This is a genomic window from Micrococcus sp. 093350064-1, assembly GCF_053627955.1.
The window spans coordinates 1-16,964 of sequence record NZ_JBSEYU010000015.1 but is presented as its reverse complement, the minus strand read 5'-3'; the positions used below and the strand labels follow the sequence as shown (position 1 = coordinate 16,964).

14 protein-coding genes are annotated in these 16,964 nt (G+C 72.9%); 12 read left to right on the top strand and 2 right to left on the bottom strand.

The window, feature by feature from the left end; all coding sequences use genetic code 11:
- The first annotated feature begins 103 nt into the window (after nucleotides 1-103).
- Nucleotides 104-862 carry a phosphoglyceromutase gene (locus ACUW6W_RS11195; RefSeq protein WP_044658510.1) on the top strand — a complete coding sequence of 253 codons (759 nt, stop codon included), beginning with the start codon at nucleotides 104-106 and terminating at the stop codon, nucleotides 860-862.
- 62 nt (nucleotides 863-924) lie between these two features.
- Here the strand turns inward: ACUW6W_RS11195 and phoU are convergent, their stop codons facing one another.
- Nucleotides 925-1,593, bottom strand: a complete 669-nt coding sequence (gene phoU / locus ACUW6W_RS11190; RefSeq protein ID WP_044658511.1) for a phosphate signaling complex protein PhoU — start codon at nucleotides 1,591-1,593, stop codon at nucleotides 925-927.
- Between the two features lie 163 nt (nucleotides 1,594-1,756).
- On the opposite strand from phoU, the gene ACUW6W_RS11185 reads away from it, so the two are divergent.
- Nucleotides 1,757-2,986 carry a sensor histidine kinase gene (locus ACUW6W_RS11185; protein WP_036316036.1) on the top strand — a complete coding sequence of 410 codons (1,230 nt, stop codon included), beginning with the start codon at nucleotides 1,757-1,759 and terminating at the stop codon, nucleotides 2,984-2,986.
- Nucleotides 2,983-3,663, top strand: a complete 681-nt coding sequence (locus ACUW6W_RS11180; RefSeq protein WP_044658512.1) for a response regulator transcription factor — start codon at nucleotides 2,983-2,985, stop codon at nucleotides 3,661-3,663. The genes ACUW6W_RS11185 and ACUW6W_RS11180 overlap by 4 nt, the downstream gene beginning before the upstream one ends.
- Before the next feature lie 91 nt (nucleotides 3,664-3,754).
- Here ACUW6W_RS11180 and ACUW6W_RS11175 read toward each other — a convergent pair whose 3' ends face one another.
- Entirely contained in the window at nucleotides 3,755-4,306 is a 552-nt protein-coding gene (locus ACUW6W_RS11175; protein WP_036384688.1) for a hypothetical protein, read from the bottom strand.
- Between the two features lie 201 nt (nucleotides 4,307-4,507).
- Here ACUW6W_RS11175 and ACUW6W_RS11170 point away from each other — a divergent pair, with 201 nt between their 5' ends.
- From ACUW6W_RS11170 to glgB, 9 genes are all read left to right on the top strand, one after another.
- On the top strand, nucleotides 4,508-4,990 hold the full coding sequence (locus ACUW6W_RS11170) for a CarD family transcriptional regulator (protein ID WP_002858073.1): 483 nt from the start codon (nucleotides 4,508-4,510) through the stop codon (nucleotides 4,988-4,990).
- A gap of 133 nt (nucleotides 4,991-5,123) precedes the next feature.
- The gene (gene ispF, locus ACUW6W_RS11165) at nucleotides 5,124-6,422 is read left to right on the top strand and encodes a 2-C-methyl-D-erythritol 2,4-cyclodiphosphate synthase (protein WP_095354002.1); all 1,299 of its coding nucleotides are present in this window, start codon (nucleotides 5,124-5,126) and stop codon (nucleotides 6,420-6,422) included.
- Nucleotides 6,423-6,495: 73 nt separating this feature from the next.
- Nucleotides 6,496-7,953, top strand: coding sequence for a cysteine--tRNA ligase (cysS, locus tag ACUW6W_RS11160; protein ID WP_060973913.1), 1,458 nt, complete (start codon nucleotides 6,496-6,498; stop codon nucleotides 7,951-7,953).
- A 74-nt stretch (nucleotides 7,954-8,027) separates the two neighbouring features.
- Nucleotides 8,028-9,017: a 23S rRNA (guanosine(2251)-2'-O)-methyltransferase RlmB gene (gene rlmB / locus ACUW6W_RS11155; RefSeq protein WP_036317879.1), complete on the top strand. Its 990-nt coding sequence runs from the start codon at nucleotides 8,028-8,030 to the stop codon at nucleotides 9,015-9,017.
- A gap of 233 nt (nucleotides 9,018-9,250) precedes the next feature.
- On the top strand, nucleotides 9,251-10,258 hold the full coding sequence (locus tag ACUW6W_RS11150; protein WP_060973912.1) for an ABC transporter substrate-binding protein: 1,008 nt from the start codon (nucleotides 9,251-9,253) through the stop codon (nucleotides 10,256-10,258).
- 131 nt (nucleotides 10,259-10,389) lie between these two features.
- Complete coding sequence (locus ACUW6W_RS11145; protein ID WP_036382447.1) at nucleotides 10,390-11,379, top strand: ABC transporter permease; 990 nt, start codon at nucleotides 10,390-10,392, stop codon at nucleotides 11,377-11,379.
- Nucleotides 11,372-12,163, top strand: coding sequence for an ABC transporter ATP-binding protein (locus ACUW6W_RS11140; protein WP_041104730.1), 792 nt, complete (start codon nucleotides 11,372-11,374; stop codon nucleotides 12,161-12,163). Before ACUW6W_RS11145 ends, ACUW6W_RS11140 begins: the two co-directional genes overlap by 8 nt.
- Before the next feature lie 103 nt (nucleotides 12,164-12,266).
- Nucleotides 12,267-14,366, top strand: coding sequence for an alpha-1,4-glucan--maltose-1-phosphate maltosyltransferase (locus ACUW6W_RS11135; protein WP_044658573.1), 2,100 nt, complete (start codon nucleotides 12,267-12,269; stop codon nucleotides 14,364-14,366).
- 40 nt (nucleotides 14,367-14,406) lie between these two features.
- Nucleotides 14,407-16,737, top strand: a complete 2,331-nt coding sequence (gene glgB / locus ACUW6W_RS11130) for a 1,4-alpha-glucan branching protein GlgB (protein ID WP_060974271.1) — start codon at nucleotides 14,407-14,409, stop codon at nucleotides 16,735-16,737.
- Nucleotides 16,738-16,964: the final 227 nt, after the last annotated feature.

Sequence of the window (16,964 nt, the reverse complement as noted above, 5' to 3'; positions counted from 1 at the left end):
GGTTGTTGAGGAACTTCCATCCTGCGGGAGAGGCCCACTCGTCTCATCTCAGCCGGCGCCTCGTGGCAAGAACCTCATGACCCACAACACCTAGGATGGTGACATGGCGAACACCACGTACACGCTGGTCCTGCTGCGGCACGGTCAGAGCGAATGGAACGAGAAGAACCTGTTCACCGGCTGGGTGGACGTCCCGCTGACCGAGAAGGGGCGCGCCGAGGCCGCCGGCGGCGGTGAGCTGCTGGAGGCGGAGGGCATCCGCCCGGACGTGGTCCACACGTCCCTGCTCAAGCGCGCCATCACCACGGCCAACCTGGCCCTCGAGGCCGCGGATCGCCAGTGGATCCCGGTCAAGCGCAGCTGGCGCCTGAACGAGCGCCACTACGGCGCCCTGCAGGGCAAGGACAAGGCCCAGGTGAAGGAGGAGTTCGGCGAGGAGCAGTTCATGGTCTGGCGCCGGTCCTTCGACACCCCGCCGCCCGCCCTGGACGACGACTCCGAGTTCTCCCAGGTCGGCGACGAGCGCTACGCGGACCTGGGCAAGGACGCCCCCCGCACCGAGGCCCTCAAGCAGGTCATCGACCGCCTGCTGCCCTACTGGGAGGAGCAGGTCCTGCCCGACCTCAAGGCCGGCAAGACCGTGCTGATCGCCGCGCACGGCAACTCGCTGCGCGCGCTGGTCAAGCACCTGGACGGCATCTCGGACGAGGACATCGCGGGCCTGAACATCCCGACGGGCATCCCGCTGGTCTACGAGCTGGACCAGAACTTCAAGCCGATCACCGCGAACGGCCGCTACCTCGATCCGGAGGCCGCCGCGGCCGGCGCCGCCGCCGTGGCCGCCCAGGGCTCCGCGCACTGACGCGTCCGACGACGACGGGCCGGGACCCCGCCTGGGGGCCCGGCCCGTGGCGTCGGGGACGGTCAGGAGCCGGTGGCGTCCGGGCGGTGGGTCGCCCACTCGCCCGTGACGAGGTAGCGCACCTTGGCGGCCACGGACAGGCCGTGGTCCGTGAACCGCTCGAGGTAGCGCGAGGCCAGCGTGACGTCCGTGGTGGTGGCCGGCGTCGCTCTCCAGTCCGGGGCGGCGATCGCGCGGAAGACGGACAGGTGCAGCGCGTTGACGTCCTCGTTGAGGGCGTCGATCCGGTCCCCGTGCGCCAGGTCCTGGGTCTCGAGCAGCAGGACGACCTCCTCGGCCACCTCCACGGCGGCGTCGCACATCGCGGTGATCACGGTCCGGACCTGTTCCGGGATGACGTGCTCGGGGTAGCGCAGCCGGGTCAGCTGGGCCACGTGGCGGGCGAGGTCGCCCATGCGCTCGAGCGAGGAGCTCATCCGCAGCGTGGCGACGACGGTGCGCAGGTCCGTGGCCACGGGCGCCTGCAGCGCCAGGATGCGCACGGCCTGCTCGTCGAGGGACTCCTGCAGCTGGTCGATCCGCGCGTCCTCCGAGATGACCCGTTCGGCGCCGTGCACGTCGGCCGCCTCGAGGGCGGCCTGCGCGTCCATCATGGCGCGGTGCACGAGGCGGGCGATCTCGGTCAGGTCGCGGCCCAGCCGTTCGAGGTCGGCTCGGTAGAGCTCGCGCATGGTCTCCTCTCCCCGGCGACGCCCGTGCGCCGCCGACCCCGACTCCCCGGGGCAACGGTCCACCCTGGCAGGGCAAGATGAACGGCCCATGAACGCCGATCGTCCGGCGTCTGGCGGGGCCGGGGCAGCCCGTCTCCGGGCCGCCAGAGGCTAGTCTGGTGCCGTGGATCCCGTCATCATCGGCCTGCTGTGCGGAGCGGTCGGACTGTTCACCGGAGTGGCCTCCATGCTGGCCTTCCGGGCGTCCGAGCGCTCGCGGACGGTGGACCTGACGGTTGGCGAACCCACCCTGGCGCCGGGCGCCGCCGAGGTCCTCTCCGTGGTCGGCCGCGCGTACGCGGTGGTGGACGACGTCGACGGCGTGGTGCGCGCGAACCCCGCGGCCTACGCCCTGGGCCTGGTGCGGGGGCACTCGCTCGTCCAGGACCAGCTGCGGGAGCTCACGCGGACCGTGCGGGCCGACGGCGTCATCGTCGAGCGCCGCATGGAGCTGCCCCGAGGACCCCTCGGGCAGTCGAGCCTCGTCGTCGAGCTGCGCGTGGCCCCGCTGGACGAGGAGTACATCCTGATCCTCGCCGACGACCGCACGGACGTGACCCGCACCGAGGCCATGCGCCACGACTTCGTCGTCAACGTCTCGCACGAGCTCAAGACGCCGGTGGGCGCCATCTCCCTGCTCTCCGAGGCCATCGGCGACGCCGCGGAGGACGAGGAGGCGGTGCGTCGCTTCGCCGCACGGCTGGGCGTCGAGTCCCGCCGGCTCACGGCCCTCGTGCAGGACATCATCGAGTTCTCCCGGCTGCAGGCCAAGGACGTGGTCCAGGACGGAGGGCCTGTGGACCTCAACGCCGTCGTCGCGGACGCCGTGGACCGCCTGCGCCTGACCGCCGAGGACCGCGGCATCGCGCTGCGCGTGGGCGGCCGCGTGGACGCGGTGGTGCACGGGGACCAGGACCAGCTGATGACCGCGGTGCGCAACCTGGTGGACAACGCGGTGCGCTACTCCCCGGAGGGCACCACGGTGGGCATCGGCCTGAGCTCCGTGGACGGGCTCGCGCAGGTCACCGTCACGGACCAGGGCATCGGCATCAGCCCGGAGGAGCAGGAGCGGGTCTTCGAACGCTTCTACCGCGTGGACGCGGCGCGGTCGCGTCAGACGGGCGGCACGGGCCTGGGGCTGAGCATCGTCAAGCACGTCGTCATCAACCACGGAGGGGAGGTCACCCTCTGGTCCCAGCCGGGCCGCGGGTCGACCTTCACCATCCGCCTGCCCGAGTGGGGGGACGGTGTCGCCGTCGACGGCGCGCCGGGTGCCGCCCACGTCACCGAGCGGCGCGGTCACCGGGTGACCGCCTCGGCCGCACCCCCGACCCGGAAGGAGACGAGCGCATGAGCCGCATTCTGATCGTGGAGGACGAGGAGTCGTTCAGCGACCCCCTGTCCTACCTCCTGGAGAAGGAGGGGTTCGAGGTCACCGTCGCCGCCGACGGCAACGAGGCGCTGAGCATCTTCGAGCGCGACAGCGCGGACCTGATCCTCCTGGACCTGATGCTCCCGGGGATGTCCGGCACCGAGGTGTGTCGTCAGGTGCGCCAGCGCTCCAACGTCCCCGTGATCATGCTGACCGCGAAGGACTCGGAGATCGACAAGGTCGTCGGCCTCGAGCTCGGGGCGGACGACTACGTGACCAAGCCGTACTCCTCGCGTGAGCTGGTGGCCCGCGTCCGCGCCGTGCTGCGCCGTCAGGGGGAGCAGGAGGAGCCGATGTCGGCGACCATCAGCGCCGGCCCCGTGCGCATGGACGTCGAGCGGCACGTCGTCTCCGTGGACGGCGAGCAGGTGTCCCTGCCGCTCAAGGAGTTCGAGCTGCTGGAGATGCTGCTGCGCAACGCCGGGCGCGTGCTCACCCGCGGCCAGCTGATCGACCGCGTGTGGGGCTCCGACTACGTGGGGGACACCAAGACCCTCGACGTGCACGTGAAGCGCCTGCGCTCCAAGATCGAGCCCGATCCCTCGAGCCCCCGCTACCTCGTCACGGTGCGCGGCCTGGGCTACAAGTTCGAGGCCTGACCGGCGCGCTCCGCCCGGGACGACGACGGCCCCGGCTCCACCTCACGGTGGGGCCGGGGCCGTGGCGTGCCGGGCGCAGGCCCGGCGGAGGTCAGTGCTCCTCGCCGTAGTGGTGGGTCTCCTCGTGGAGGTGCCCGACGAGATCCTCCTCCGAGGGCTCGACTCCCTCGGGGAGCAGGTCACGGTACTGCTCCTGGGTGGCGCTCAGCAGCGGGACGGCCAGGTCGGCGGTGCCGCCGTTGCCGGAGACGGTCACGGGCAGGTTCTCGCCGACCCACACGCCCTCGCGCTCCAGGACGGTTGTGTTCGCCTCGTCCTCGAGCTTGCGGCTCTCGCCGGCGGGGACCTTCAGGGTCGCGGAGCCGCCGCCCTCGGCCTGGAAGGTGTAGGTCTGATCCTGGCCGGAGGTGTTCTCCACGGTGCCGATCAGGCGGGCGGGGCCCGACTCGCCGTCGCCGACGAGGGCGAGGTTGCGGTAGCTCAGGAAGTCCTGCTCCTGGCCGTTGATGCCGTCCGAGGGGGAGTACTGGATGGCGGTGGCGATCGGGCTCACGGCGGAGCAGCCGGTGGCGCCCAGCAGGGCGACCGCGGCCAGCGCACCTGCGGCGAGGTGGCGCCGGGCGGGCCGGGATGCGTTCTTCACAGAGGTCTCCTCAGGTGCGATGACGTGCTCAGGAGCCCCGAGGCAGGGGTCCTGCCAGGTCAGGCTACCGCATCCCGGGACGCCGGCCGGCCTGTGGCGCCGGGTCGTCCACTATCACATCCGGGGGCCGACGATGTGACGGCGCGCGCGGCATGACGAGGCTGCATGATAGAATGGGACGACTGAAAGGGGCACAACAACATGGTTTTTGAGGTCGGAGAGACCGTCGTCTACCCCCACCACGGTGCTGCGCGGATCGAGGAGATCAAGATGCGCACCATCAAGGGGGAGGAGAAGATGTACCTCAAGCTCAAGGTGGCGCAGGGAGACCTGACCATCGAGGTCCCCGCGGAGAACGTCGACCTCGTCGGCGTGCGTGACGTCGTGGATGCGGAGGGGCTCGAGCACGTCATGGAGGTCCTGCGCGCCGAGCACGTGGAGGAGCCGACCAACTGGTCCCGCCGCTACAAGGCCAACCTGGAGAAGCTCGCCAGCGGCGACGTCAACAAGGTGGCCGAGGTCGTCCGTGACCTGTGGCGCCGCGACCAGGACCGCGGCCTGTCCGCCGGCGAGAAGCGCATGCTCTCGAAGGCCCGCCAGGTGCTCGTGTCCGAGCTGGCGCTGGCCAAGAAGGTCACCGAGGAGGAGGCCGAGGGCCGCCTGGACAAGGTGCTCGAGGGCTGACGAGCAGCACACGGCAGGGGAGGGGCCCGCGTCCACGACGCGGGCCCCTCCCCTGTCTCGTCCCCGGCCATGGCCGTTGCCGCCGTGGGAGGTCCCGGGCCACGGACACCGGCGCGCTCCCTAGGATGAGGCCATGCCCACCGCCCTCGTGATCGCCGCCGCCGGCGCCGGCACCCGCCTCGGCGCCGGGCTGCCCAAGGCCCTCGCCCCCCTCGCGGACGGCCGCACCCTCCTGCACCACTGCCTGGAGTCCGTCGCCGCCGCGCGCGCCGCCGGGCTCGCCCTCGACGCCGTCGTGGTGCTCACCCCGCCGGCGGAGGCCGATGCCGGCCGCGTGGCCGCCGAGGTCGACGCCGGCCCGCGCCTGGACGTGCCCGTGCACTGCGTGCCCGGCGGCGCCGAGCGCGCGGACTCGGTCCGCGCCGGACTCGCCGCGGCCTCCCGCGCTCTGGCCGACCTCGCCCCGGCGGGGGCGCCCCGCCGCGTCCTCGTCCACGACGCGGCCCGCGCGCTGACCCCGCCGAGCGTGTTCGGGGCCGTCACGGCGGCGCTCGAGACCGGCGCGGTCGCCGCGGTCCCGGGCCTGCCGCTGACGGACACCGTCAAGCAGGTCACCCCCGGACGGGGCGGCGTCGACGTCGTCGCGGCCACGCCGGCCCGCGCCGGACTGCGCGCGATCCAGACGCCGCAGGGCTTCGACCTGGACACCCTGCTGGCGGCCCACGAGGCCGTGCGCACGGACCCCACGCTCGACGCCGCGGCGCTCACCGACGACGCGATGGTCATGGAGGCCGCGGGGCACGAGGTCGTGGTGGTGCCCGGCGACCCGGCCGCGTTCAAGGTCACCGCCCCCGCCGACCTCGACCTCGCCCGCCTCGAGCTCGCCCGCCGCGCCCCCCAGGAGGCCTCCATGAGCCAGCCCACCCGCCCCGCCGTCGCGGCCGCCCCCCTGCCGCGCGTGGGGATCGGCACCGACGTGCACGCGTGGGCACCCGAGGATGCCCCCCGGCCCCTGTGGCTCGGCGGCATCCACTGGCCCGGCGAGCGGGGCGTGGCCGCGACCTCGGACGGGGACGTGGCCGCCCACGCGGCGTGCAACGCCCTGCTCTCCGCCGCCGGCCTCGGCGACCTCGGGGCCGTGTTCGGCGTCGACCGGCCCGAGATGGCGGACGCCTCCGGCGCGGACATGCTCCGCGAGGTGCTGCGCCTGCTGACGGAGGCGGGCGTCGCCGTCGGGAACGTGGCGGTCCAGGTGGTCGCCCCCCGGCCCAAGGTGGGCACGCGCCGCGCGGAGATGGAGGCCGCCCTGTCCACCGCCCTCGGCGGGGCCCCCGTGTCCGTCTCCGCCGCCACCACGGACCGGCTGGGGTTCATCGGGCGCAAGGAGGGGCTGGTCGGGATCGCGACCGCGCTCGTCATCCCTGCGGCCTGAGCCCGCGCCGGCGCACCGACTAGGCTGGCAGAGCCCCGTCAGGACCCCGCCCCTCCGGAAGGACCGCGCCCCCATGGCCCAGCGCTTCTACGACACCCGCACCGCGCAGATCCGGGACTTCGAGCCCCTCGTGCCCGGCGAGGCGTCGGTGTACTACTGCGGGGCCACGGTGCAGGGCATGCCGCACGTGGGCCACGTGCGCAGCGCGATCGTGTTCGACATCCTCATCCGCTGGCTCGAGGCCACGGGGCTGCGCGTCACCTCGGTGCGGAACGTGACGGACATCGACGACAAGATCCTCGACCGCTCGGCCGCCTCCCACGAGGCCGGCTTCGAGGCCTCGGACCTCTACCCGGCCCGCGAGCCGTGGTGGGCCCTGGCCTACCGGTTCGAGAAGGCGTTCGACGCCGCCTACCTCGCCCTCGGCGTCCGCCGTCCCACCTACGAGCCGCGCGCCACCGGCCACGTGCCCGAGATGTTCGCGCTCATCGAGCGCCTGATGGAGCGCGGCCACGCCTACCCCGCGCAGGACGGCTCGGGCGACGTCTACTTCGACGTCCGGTCGTGGGAGCGCTACGGCGAGCTCACCCGCCAGCGCGTGGAGGACATGCAGGACGCGCCCGACGCCGACCCGCGCGGCAAGCGCGACCCCCGCGACTTCGCCCTGTGGAAGGGCGCCAAGCCCGGTGAGCCCGCCACCGCCGTGTGGGAGTCGCCCTGGGGAGCCGGCCGCCCCGGATGGCACCTGGAGTGCTCGGCCATGTCCACGAAGTACCTCGGCGCCGAGTTCGACATCCACGGCGGCGGCCTGGACCTGCGGTTCCCGCACCACGAGAACGAGCTGGCCCAGTCGGCGGCCGCCGGGGACGGCTTCGCCCGCTTCTGGCTGCACAACGGGCTCGTCACCTACGGCGGCGAGAAGATGTCCAAGTCCGTGGGCAACACGATCTCCCCCGAGGAGATGCTCGGCATGGCCCGCCCGACGGCGGTGCGCTACTTCCTGGGGCAGGCCCACTACCGCTCCCAGCTCGACTACCGGCCCGGCGCCCTCGACGAGGCCGAGGCCGCCGTCGAGCGCATCGAGGGCTTCACGGCCCGCGCCCGCGCCGCCGGCGCCGTCCCGCCCGCCCCCGACGGGGCGCTCGCGGACCGTGTGCCCGCCGCCTTCCGCGCCGCCATGGAGGACGACCTCAACGTGCCCCAGGCGCTCGCGGCCCTGCACGAGGCCGTGCGCGCCGGCAACTCGGCGCTGGCCGGGCAGGACCTCGACGCCGCGGCCGCCCGTCTGGCCGAGGTGGAGGCCATGACCGCGGTGCTGGGCCTGGACGACGTGCCCGAGGGCGACGACGCCGCGGCCGGCCCGGTGTCGGACGCCCTCGACTCGCTCGTCCGGTCGCAGATCGAGGCGCGGGCACAGGCCCGCGCGGACAAGGACTGGGCCACCGCGGACCGCATCCGCGACGCGCTGGCCGCGGCCGGCGTCGTGGTGGAGGACGGCGCCGACGGCGCCACATGGCGCCTGGCGGACTGACACCTAGACTGGAGGGCGATCCGGCGGCGCCCCGCGTGCCGCCGCCCCCGTCCCCGGCACGCAGGAGTCCCGCCATGTCCACCGCCCCCCGCTCCGGCGGATCCCGCAAGCCCAAGGGCAAGAAGGGCCCCATGAAGGGCACCGGCGGCCACGGTCGCAAGGCGCTCGAGGGCCGCGGACCCACGCCCAAGGCCGAGGACCGGGTCTACCACAAGGCACACCGCGCCAAGCAGCTGGCCGAGCGCTCGGCCGCCAAGCGCGGCCCCGTGAAGGACCAGGTCCGCGGCCGCGTGAAGCTCACGGACGAGACGGTCTCCGGTCGCAACCCCGTGCTCGAGGCGCTGCGCGCGGGCATCCCGGCCAAGGCGCTGCACGTGGCCGTGCGCATCGAGATGGACGACCGCGTCAAGGAGGCCCTGCGCCTCTGCCTCGAGCAGGGCGTGCCGGTCCTGGAGAACACCAAGCCGGAGCTGGACCGCCTCTCCGGCGAGGCCGTGCACCAGGGCATCGTGCTGCAGATCCCGCCCTATGAGTACGCGGACGCCACGGCCCTGGCCCTCGACGCGCTCGCGAAGCACGAGAAGGGGCACCTGCGGACCCCGCCGCTGCTGATCGCGCTCGACGGCATCACCGACCCCCGCAACCTCGGCGCCATCATCCGGGCCGGCTCCGCGTTCGACGCGGACGGCGTGATCGTGCCCGAGCGTCGCTCCGTCGGCGTGACCGCCACCGCCTGGCGCACCTCGGCCGGCGCGGCCGCGCGGGTGCCCGTGGCCCAGGCCGGCAACCTGAACACCACCCTCGTCGACCTGCACAGGGCCGGCTACTTCGTGCTGGGCCTCGACGGCGGCGGGGACGTCTCCCTGCCCGGGCTCGCCCTGGCCACGGAGCCGCTCGTGCTCGTGGTGGGGGCCGAGGGCAAGGGTCTGTCCCGCATGGTGCGGGAGCACTGCCAGCAGATCGTGTCCATCCCGATCGACTCGACGATGGAGTCCCTCAACGCCTCGATGGCGGTGGGCATCTCGCTGTACGAGATCTCGGTGCAGCGCGCCGGCGGGCGTTGACCTCGACGGCGCCGCCGCCCGGGATGACGGCCGGGCGGGGACGCGGGTCTCGCACACGGCGCCGACGCGGGCAGAGTGTCCACAGTGACGCCGGTCACATGGCAGGATGTCGTGTGGATGCGCGCACGTCTTGCCCGTGACGCGTGTCACCGCGCACAGTGTCTGCACTGTGTCCGACGGGCCCCCGTCGGCGAGCGCATCCCGCACCGCACCATCAGAACGAGGTCCGTCTCATGAAGCACCCCTCCCTCCCCCTCACCGCCGCCCTCGCCGTCGCCGCCCTCGGGCTCACGGCGTGCGGCGACTCCGGCTCCGGCGGCTCCGGCTCGTCCTCCGCCGCCGGCGACGGCTCCTACACCGTGGGCATCAACCAGCTCGTCTCCCACCCGGCGCTCGACGGCGCGGCCGAGGGCTTCAAGGAGGCGTTCAAGGACGCCGGCCTGGACGTGACGTTCGAGGAGCAGAACGCCCAGGGCGAGCAGGCCACGGTCACCTCCATCGCCTCCACCTTCGCCAACGACGCGGACGTGGACCTCGTGGCCGCGATCGCGACCCCTGCCGCGCAGGGCACCGCCTCGGCCGTGAAGGACAAGCCGGTCGTGTTCATGGCGGTCACCGATCCCCAGGGCGCTGAGCTCGTGGCCTCGGACGAGGCCCCGGGCGGCAACGTCACCGGCGTCTCGGACCGCAACCCGGTCAAGGAGCAGCTGCAGCTGCTCAAGGACGTGAAGCCGGACGCCACGACCGTCGGCATCGTCTACAACTCCGGCGAGGCCAACTCCAAGGTCCAGGTGGACCAGGCCAAGGAGGCCGGCAAGGAGCTGGGCCTCGAGGTCAAGGAGGCCACCATCACCAACTCGTCCGAGGTCCAGCAGGGCGTGCAGTCCCTGTCCGGCGTGGACGGCATCTACGTGCCCACGGACAACGCCGTCGTCTCGGCGCTGGAGACCGTGGTGGGCTACGGCAAGGAGCAGCGCGTCCCCGTCATCTCGGCGGACATCGACTCCGTCGAGCGCGGCGCCCTGGGCACGTACGGCATCGACTACGAGGCGCACGGCAAGCAGGCCGGCGAGATGGCCGTGAAGATCCTCAAGGACGGCGCGAAGCCGGCCGAGCTGCCCGTGGGCTACGCCGACCCGGCCAACCTGCAGCTCGTGCTGAACCCGAAGGCCGCCGAGGCCTACGGCGTCGAGATCCCCGCCGAGCTCACGGACAGGGCCGATCAGCTCGTCGAGGGCTGATCCCGCGCCTGCCCGCCTCCGCGGCGGCCCGGACCTCGTGGTCCGGGCCGCCGCGGAGCACGTCGACGGCCGGCCCACCCCGTCCCGCCGTCGTCCGTCCCCCCTCGCACCGCCCGAAAGGCACCCGCCCCATGCTGACCGCAGTGGAACTGGGTCTGATCTACGCCGTCGTCGCGCTCGGCGTGTACCTGACCTTCCGCATCCTCGACTTCCCCGACCTCACGGTGGACGGCTCGTTCACCACCGGCGCCGCCACGGCCGCCGTGCTCATCACGGGCGGCACGCCGGTGCCCCTGGCCATGCTCGCCGCCTTCGTGGCGGGCGCGCTCGCGGGCCTCGTCACCGGCCTGCTGCACACGAAGGGCCGGATCGACGGCCTGCTCGCCGGCATCCTCACGATGATCGCGCTCTACTCGATCAACCTGCGGATCATGGGCAAGGCCAACATCCCCCTGCTCGGCCAGGACACCCTGTTCACGTGGCTCGGCGACCTGGGACTGGCCCGGAACTGGGGCTCGATCCTCGTGCTCTTCCTCGGTGTGTTCGTGGTGAAGCTGATCCTCGACTGGTTCCTGCACACGGACCTGGGCCTCGCCCTGCAGGCGACCGGTGACAACGAGGAGATGATCCGCTCGTACGGCGTCTCCACGGACCGGATGAAGATCCTCGGCCTGATGATCTCCAACGGCCTCGTGGCCCTCGGCGGCTCCCTGCTGGCCATGTACCAGGGCTTCGCGGACATCTCCATGGGCATCGGCCTCATCCTCGTGGGCCTGGCGTCCGTGATCGTGGGCCAGGCCGTGTTCGGCCAGCGCACGGTCTTCTGGGCGACGCTCGCCGTGATCGTCGGCGCCGTGCTCTACCGCCTGATCATCCAGTTCGCCCTCAACGCGGGCCTGAGCCCGAACGACATGAAGCTGATCTCCGCGGCCCTCGTCGTCGTGGCCCTGCTGCTGCCGCGCTTCGGCTTCGCCAGGCGCCTGAGCCTGCGCACGCGGGGCACGGCCGCGACCCCGGCGCCGGCCGCCGCCGCTCCGGCCACCGCCGGCATGCCCCTGACCGGCGAGCCGGGCGGCGCCACCCCCGCCGCATCCGTCTCCGAGGAGGCCCCCCGTGCTTGAGATCTCACAGGTCTCCAAGACCTTCTTCCCGAACACCGTCAACGAGCGGCGCGCCCTGCGGGGCATCGACCTGCACCTGGCCGAGGGCGACTTCGTCACCGTGATCGGCTCCAACGGCGCCGGCAAGTCCACGATCCTGAACACGATCGCCGGCAAGCTGCTCCCGGACACCGGCACCGTGGCCGTGGGCGGCAAGGACGTCACCCGCATGCCGGACCACCGCCGCGCGGCCTCGATCGGCCGGGTGTTCCAGGACCCGACGGCGGGCACGGCCCCGAATCTCACGATCGAGGAGAACATGGCCCTGGCCTGGCGACGCGGGCACGCCCGCGGGCTCTCGCGGGGCGTCTCCCGCGCCCGGCGCGCGATGTTCCGCGACGAGCTCACGAAGCTCGAACTCGGCCTGGAGAACCGCCTCACCGCCAAGGTCGGGCTGCTCTCCGGTGGCCAGCGTCAGGCGCTCAGCCTGCTCATGGCCACGTTCTCCGGACCGAAGATCCTGCTGCTGGACGAGCACACCGCCGCCCTGGACCCGTCCCGGGCGGAGCTGGTGACCCGCCTGACCCGGCAGGTGGTGGCCGAGCACCGGCTCACCACGCTGATGGTCACGCACAACATGTCCCAGGCCCTCGAGGTCGGCAACCGGCTGATCATGATGCACGACGGCCGGATCATCCTCGAGCTGGACGAGCAGGAGAAGGCCGGGCGCACCCCGGCGGACCTGCTGGCCGAGTTCGGCAAGATCAAGGGCGCCGTCGTGGACGACAAGACCATGCTGTCCTGAGCGTCCCGTCCGGCGCCCCGTCCCCGGCCCGCCCCTCCGCCCCCCACGGCGGGCGGGCGGGCCGGCCGTTCTCACCGGCGCGGCCGCGGGGTAGCGTCGTGGCGTGAGCACCGTGAAGCCCGACACCCAGAGCGCCACCGCAGCCGATGTCCGCCTCCAGACCGTCACGGGGCGTATCCCGGTGACGGACGTGCAGCCCGTGGTGCTGGACGGCCGGTTCCCGGCGAAGGCCGTGGTCGGCGAGGACATCCCCGTCCGCGCGACCGTGTTCCGCGAGGGCCACGACTCCGTGCGCGCCACCGTCCGCCTGTTCGACCCGGCCGGCGCCGAGGTGCAGCGCGTGCAGATGCGTCCGGGCCGGCCCGGCCTGGACGAGGTCGTGGCCACGCTGCGGCCCGCCGAGCCGGGCCTGCACCAGTTCGTGGTCGAGGGCTGGGACGATCCGGTGGGCACGTGGAAGCACGCGGCCACCGTCAAGATCGCCGCCGGCGTCGACGTGGAGCTGATGCTCGCCGAGGGCGCCGCCCTGTTCCGCCGGGCCGCCGAGGACGCGGAGCGCTCGGCCGAGGACCGCGCCGTGTTCGAGGAGGTCGTTCGCGGCCTCGAGGACGAGTCGCTCATCCCGGCCCAGCGCCTGGCCTCCGCCGAGTCGGCGGAGGTGTCCGCCGTCCTCCACGCCCGCCCCGTGCGGGAGCACCTCACGAGCTCCGAGCTCTACCCGCTGGACGTGCAGCGCGAGCTCGCCGGCCGCGGCGCCTGGTACGAGTTCTTCCCCCGCTCCGAGGGCGCCCGCTTCGACGAGGCCTCCGGCACGTGGTCCTCTGGCACCTTCGCGACGGCGGCCGACCGGCTCCCGGCGGTCGCCCGGATGGGCTTCCAGGTGGTCTACCTGCCGCCGATCCACCCGATCGGCACCACGCACCGCAAGGGTCCGAACAACACGCTGACGGCCGGGCCGCAGGACCCGGGCTCGCCGTGGGCGATCGGTGGGCCCGAGGGCGGGCACGACGCCGTGCACCCGGACCTGGGCACCGTCGAGGACTTCGAGGCGTTCGTGGCCGCGGCCGCGGACGAGGGCCTCGAAGTGGCCCTGGACCTGGCCCTGCAGTGCTCCCCGGACCACCCGTGGGTCGCCGCGCACCCGGAGTGGTTCACCACCCGCGTGGACGGCACCATCGCGTATGCGGAGAACCCGCCGAAGAAGTACCAGGACATCTACCCGCTGAACTTCGACAACGACCCGGGCGGCCTCGCCCAGGCGGTGCTGGACGTGGTGCGGGGCTGGGTGGCCCGCGGCGTGCACATCTTCCGCGTGGACAACCCGCACACCAAGCCCCTGTGGTTCTGGGAGTGGCTGATCGCGAAGGTCCGCGCCGAGGAGCCGCGCGTCGTGTTCCTCGCCGAGGCCTTCACCCGTCCCGCGATGATGCACGCCCTGGGCAAGGTCGGGTTCCAGCAGTCCTACGGGTACTTCACCTGGCGGAACACGGCCGAGGAGCTTGCGGAGTACCTCCAGGAGATCTCGCACGAGACGCCGGCGTTCTATCGCCCCAACCTCTTCGTCAACACGCCGGACATCCTCACGGAGTACCTGCAGCACGGCGGCCCGGGCGCGTTCCGGATCCGCGCCGTCGTCGCCGCCACGGCCAGCCCGCTGTGGGGCGTCTACGCCGGGTTCGAGCTGTTCGAGCACGTGGCCCGGCCGGGCGCGGAGGAGTACATCGACAACGAGAAGTACGAGTACCGCCCCCGGGACTGGGAGGGCGCGGAGGCCGCGGGTGCCTCGCTCGCCCCGTACCTCACCCGGCTCAATGAGATCCGCGCGGCGCACCCGGCGCTGGGCGACCTGCAGAACCTGACCCTGCACGCCTCGACGCACCCTGACCTGCTCGTGTTCTCGAAGACGCGCTCGGCCCGGCCCGAGGGTGCGCACCGGGACGCCGAGGCGGTCACCGACGCCGGTCCCGCGGAGGACACCCTGATCGTCGTCGTCACCACGAACCCGCACGACGTCGTCGAGGCGACCCTGGACCTGGACCTCGAGGCGCTGCGTCTGCGCCCCGAGGACCGCGACGCGTCCGGGGCCGTCGAGGTGGAGGACCTGCTCACCGGCCAGCGCTGGCGGTGGGGCCGCACCCCGTACGTCCGCCTGGACCCCCACGTCGAGCCCGCCCATGTCCTGCGGGTCGTCCGGAACGGCTGAGCCGCTCCCGACGCCCGCCGTCCCCAGAACAGGAATCGCCATGACCCCGTCCGCCGCCCCCCGTCCCGCCGTCGCCCCGCTCGCCGTGGACCCGGAGGTGCTGGCCGCCGTCGCGCAGGGCCGGCACCACGATCCGCACACCGTGCTGGGCGCCCACCCGCATCCCGACGGCGCGGCGGTCACCTACCGCGTGCTGCGCCCGCTGGCGCGCACGGTCACGGTGGTCCGCGCCGGCGACGGGCAGCGGGTGGAGCTGACGCACGAGCACGACGGCGTGTTCGCGGGCGTGGCCCCGACGCCCCGCGTGGCCGGGGCTGCCGCGGGCGACTACCGCGTCGAGGTGGCGTACGAGACCGAGGACGGCACGACCGGCCCCGTCCAGGAGCAGGACGACGCGTACCGGCACCTGCCCACGCTCGGCGAGCTGGACCTGCACCTGATCGCGGAGGGCCGGCACGAACGGCTGTGGGAGGTGCTGGGCGCCCGCGTGGTCCGCACCTCCGCGGGCGAGGCCGTCGGCACGGCCTTCGCGGTCTGGGCGCCGAACGCGCGGGCCGTGCGCGTGGTGGGCGACCACAACGGCTGGGACGGCCGGACCCATGCCATGCGGTCCCTCGGCTCCTCCGGCGTGTGGGAGCTGCTGGTGCCTGGCGTCGGTCACGGCGACCGCTACAAGTTCGAGATCCTCGGCCGGGACGGGCTCTGGCGGCAGAAGGCGGACCCGATGGCCCGCTGGACGGAGGTCCCGCCGGCCACGGCCTCGCGTGTGCTCGAGTCCGACTACGCCTTCGGGGACCGCACCTGGATGGAGCGCCGCCGTCTCACGGACCCGCACGAGCGCCCGCTGAGCATCTACGAGGTGCACCTGGGCTCGTGGCGGCCCGGGCTGGACTACCGCGAGCTGGCCGAGCAGCTCGTGGAGTACGTGCAGTGGCTCGGGTTCACGCACGTGGAGTTCCTGCCGGTCGCGGAGCATCCGTTCGGCGGGTCCTGGGGCTACCAGGTGACCGGCTACTACGCCCCCACCTCCCGGTTCGGCTCCCCGGACGAGTTCAAGCACCTGGTGGACGCGCTCCACCGGGCGGGGATCGGCGTCATCGTGGACTGGGTGCCGGCGCACTTCCCGAAGGACGAGTGGGCGCTCGCGCGCTTCGACGGGACCGCCCTGTACGAGCACCCGGACCCGCGGCGGGGCGAACATCCCGACTGGGGCACCCTCGTGTTCGACTTCGGCCGCACCGAGGTCCGCAACTTCCTCGTGGCCAACGCGCTCTACTGGCTCGGCGAGTTCCACATCGACGGGCTGCGCGTGGACGCCGTCGCCTCGATGCTCTACCTGGACTACTCGCGCGAGGACGGGCAGTGGGAGCCCAACGTGCACGGCGGCAACCACAACCTCGAGGCCATCGACTTCCTGCGCGAGGTCAACGCGACCGTGTACCGCCTGCACCCCGGCGTCCACATGATCGCGGAGGAGTCCACGGCCTTCTCCGGGGTGAGCGCTCCCGTGGACGCGGGCGGTCTCGGCTTCGGCAAGAAGTGGAACATGGGCTGGATGCACGACACCCTGGCCTACCTGTCCCAGGACCCGGTCAACCGCCGGTGGCACCACGAGCAGTGGACGTTCTCCCTGGTGTACGCCTACTCGGAGAACTACGTGCTGCCGCTGTCCCACGATGAGGTCGTCCACGGCAAGGGCTCCCTGCTGGGCCGCATCCCGGGCGACCGACGGCAGCAGCTGGCGACCCTGCGCGCCTACTACGGGTACATGTGGGCGCACCCCGGCAAGCAGCTGCTGTTCATGGGCGGGGAGTACGCGCAGCCGAGCGAGTGGTCCGAGGGCGAGGGCCTGGACTGGCCCGTCTCGTGGGATGAGGCGCACCGCGGGGTCCAGCTGACGATCCGGGAGCTCAACGCGCTCTACCGCAGCAAGCCGGCGCTGTGGTCGCTGGACCACAGCCCGGAGGGATTTGCGTGGGTGGACGGCGGCGACGCCGACGGCAACACGCTCGTGTTCCTCCGCATGCCCGCGGCGCAGGTGGTGCCGGAGACACGGATCGACGACGACGGCGCCGCGGTCCCGGCCGCTGAACCGGGCGGCGCCCCGCTGCTGTGCATCACCAACCTCTCGGGGTCGCCGCGTCAGGGGCTGCGCGTGGGGGTGCCGTCCGCGGGGGAGTGGACGGTGGTGCTGGACACCGATGCGACCGACTTCCACGGTGACGGCTGGCGGGAGCAGACCGGCCAGTCCGAGGTGATTGCGGCACACGAGGGCCAGTGGCAGGGCCAGCCGGCCCACGTCACGGTGAACGTGCCGGCGCTGACCACCGTGTGGCTCCAGCCGACCCTGGACACGACGGCCACGCCCTGAGGAGTGGTGCACGTCACGGCCGGGGGTGACGGCGCTGGAGCGTCGAACGGGGCGGGCCAGGCCGAAGGAATCCGCGAGAACAGGCGGAAACCGGCCGCCCACCCTTGACCGCACGCCGGGTGCCGCCCCTGATTTTGTGTTCGGTGGGATTCGTGTGTAGAGTTCCATCTCGTGCTCAAGACGCCGACCGGGTGACCGGGAGGCGGGGTGAAGAACACAGAATCCGC